Here is a 2,346-nt window from a genome sequence, read left to right on the forward strand (position 1 = left end):
ACGTTAGGCACGACCGTTGAATGGGTCACCCGGATCATTCGGTCAAGGAACAGGGTGGACCCGAACGGGGAGTTCGAGTCGAAGTGCAAGCGACGATCGGGATCGAAGAACGTCAGCGACGCAGTGCGGCGAACGGGCGAGTCCCTCTGGATGTTCACCTGCCCATCAAGCAGGGTCTCGCGGATCGACTCGATCACGGCGCCAGACGTGTTGAGTACCTGGGCAGTGATCGTGAAGTTGTGCGAGCCGAGCAGGTGGCGCAGGTATAGCCGGTTCTCTACGGCGGTCAGGCCGAGCGGCTGCATCAGGCGGTCCAGGGGACTTCGTCGACCTGCCACCAGTTGAAAGACACCCGCGACCACCGCTCCGTACCTGAGATCGGCGCAGGGTTGACCGTGATGTCACCGACGTTCACCGGGATGCTCCGATCGCCAGCGAACAAGCGCAGTTCACGGTTTGCTGGGGAGGATTTGAAGTCGTACAGCACTGCAATGCTGGCGTCGGCAGTGATCCCTGATACGTCCAGAAGGTCGCCAGAGATGGAACCCGACAAAGGCACCCGATAGGCGACTCGGCGAATTGGTGGACCGGCGATGGGCTGATGGGTGACCGCGAGTTCGACAGCTGACCAGGAACCCTCGTCATCACCCCACAGCACGGCAGCAGTGCCGTCTTCAGGGTCAACGAGCCACAGCCCTGAGAAACGCGGTGTGATGAGCGCGTGCGGACCGCCCGGCGAGACCGCTCCATTGACAATGCGCGCCACCCGGTAGTCGTGCTCATGGTTCGGTGTCGCGGTCCAGTCCGTCCACGAGAAAGTCAACGTGGGTTGGATCGGTTCAGTGAACACCCGCTCACCATCACGGATCACCGCCCAACCATCCGGCGCAGACGTTGCAGTAGCCGCGACATAGACGGCAGGGCTGAACCCATTCGTTGTAGCAGTGACTATGCTCGGTGCCACAACGCCGCCAGTGGTCGACAGGGTGTAGGTGGATGTTGCCTTCGCGTAATCGGGGTTGCCCGGAGTGACAGCCCGGTCAACGTTGTCCCAGACGGAGACCTCGATTGTGCCGACGCCGCCTTCCGTGCGAATGAGGTCCTTCGGAGCCACCCATGTAGTCGCAGCGGAGGTCACGCGGCCCGAGTCACCAACGACGGTGCCAGAGCCATTGGTCACGATGACACGCCATGACTCCTGCGTGCCGCCAGAGACCGACCAGATCACTGGGGGTGAAACGTCATCCGACGTCGCCCCAGGTGACGTGATGCTCACGGTGGGCTTGTTCGTGCGCGAGAACGACGCCCACGCCGACCACGGCGTCAGGCCAGTCGCTCCCCGCGCGCGCGCGCGCCAGAACGTCGTAGCGCCAACAGCGATGCCCACGTAGGCGGTCGAGGCGAGGACGACCTGTCCGACGTCGCTGACGATTTCGCCGGAGTCGAAGTCGACCGCGCCCGTCGCATCGACGTCGATCTGCACCTGAACGGCTGTCGTGTCGGGAGCGACCAGGAACAAGAGGGTCGGCTTATCGAGGGACACGACACCGCCATCTGGGTACAGATCCTCGGGAGCCTCGCCAGGCTCCACGAACTCGAGGACCAGAACAGGTTGCCCCGTCGATGCGGACGAACCCCTGAAGCGAACCCCAGTAGTCGAGGTGGAGGCAATCCGCCACCCGAAGTTGGCCAGCGATCCAGCACTGAAGCCCTGCAGGTCCGAGGTCACATCGAACGACCAAGCGGTGCCACCAGTGGGACTCGACTTCGTCACCGCAACCGTGGAGCCGGTCTGAGCTGCCACGTTGTTCCACGTTGTGCGCGAGACGTTGAACGCCCCCGCCAAGCGACGCAGGTTCACGATCACCGATCCCGACTCGGTGCCCACCTGAGTAAGGACCAGCATCGCCGACGAGATGACAGCATCCTCTGACACCGCGGCCGGCAATCCGGCCCGCACCAGCATCGAAGCCGTCGTACTGACCGGAACTTGGAGGCGCTGACCGTAGGTGAAGTTCGGCCTAGCCGACTTAATAGAGATGGCTAGGGGCGCGAGGTTGACCACTGTGACCTCCTGTGCTCTCGTGCCAGATCGGATGCCGAAGAGACGCGCGAGTCGGCGATCGAGGTCATGTGGCCGGTGCCGTCCTTCCAGTTGGTGATGGTCAGCGCGACGCGGCCGGAACCAGCGGCACCGTTAACAGCCGGGGCAGCCGCGACGCCGAGACGACGCGGCTGCTGGACCAGTTGCCGCGTCTGTGCGGCGGTTCGCACCGCAGCGCCGCGCGGAAGGCCCACCAGCTCCGGCCCCTCCTCGCCGACCAGGGCAATCCCGCCCTTGAAGAA

General features: G+C 64.0%; 2 protein-coding genes and 2 pseudogenes. All 4 read right to left on the minus strand.

All coding sequences use genetic code 11. The annotated features are described in order from the left end of the window. A partial coding sequence (locus H7290_RS11045; RefSeq protein ID WP_290514067.1) for a hypothetical protein occupies positions 1–305 on the minus strand: 305 nt, incomplete at its 3' end. Beyond that, positions 305–1,276 (minus strand): hypothetical protein, encoded by a 972-nt coding sequence (locus H7290_RS11050; RefSeq protein WP_290514068.1) that lies wholly within the window; start codon positions 1,274–1,276, stop codon positions 305–307. The genes H7290_RS11050 and H7290_RS11045, both read right to left, overlap by 1 nt. Positions 1,277–1,609: 333 nt before the next feature. Next, positions 1,610–2,065: pseudogene (locus H7290_RS21345) on the minus strand (DNRLRE domain-containing protein); the annotation flags it as partial. Further along, a pseudogene (locus H7290_RS11055) lies at positions 2,044–2,346 on the minus strand (hypothetical protein); the annotation flags it as partial. The pseudogenes H7290_RS21345 and H7290_RS11055, both read right to left, overlap by 22 nt.

The organism is Aeromicrobium sp. (genome assembly GCF_014378035.1).
Lineage (GTDB): Bacteria > Actinomycetota > Actinomycetes > Propionibacteriales > Nocardioidaceae > Aeromicrobium.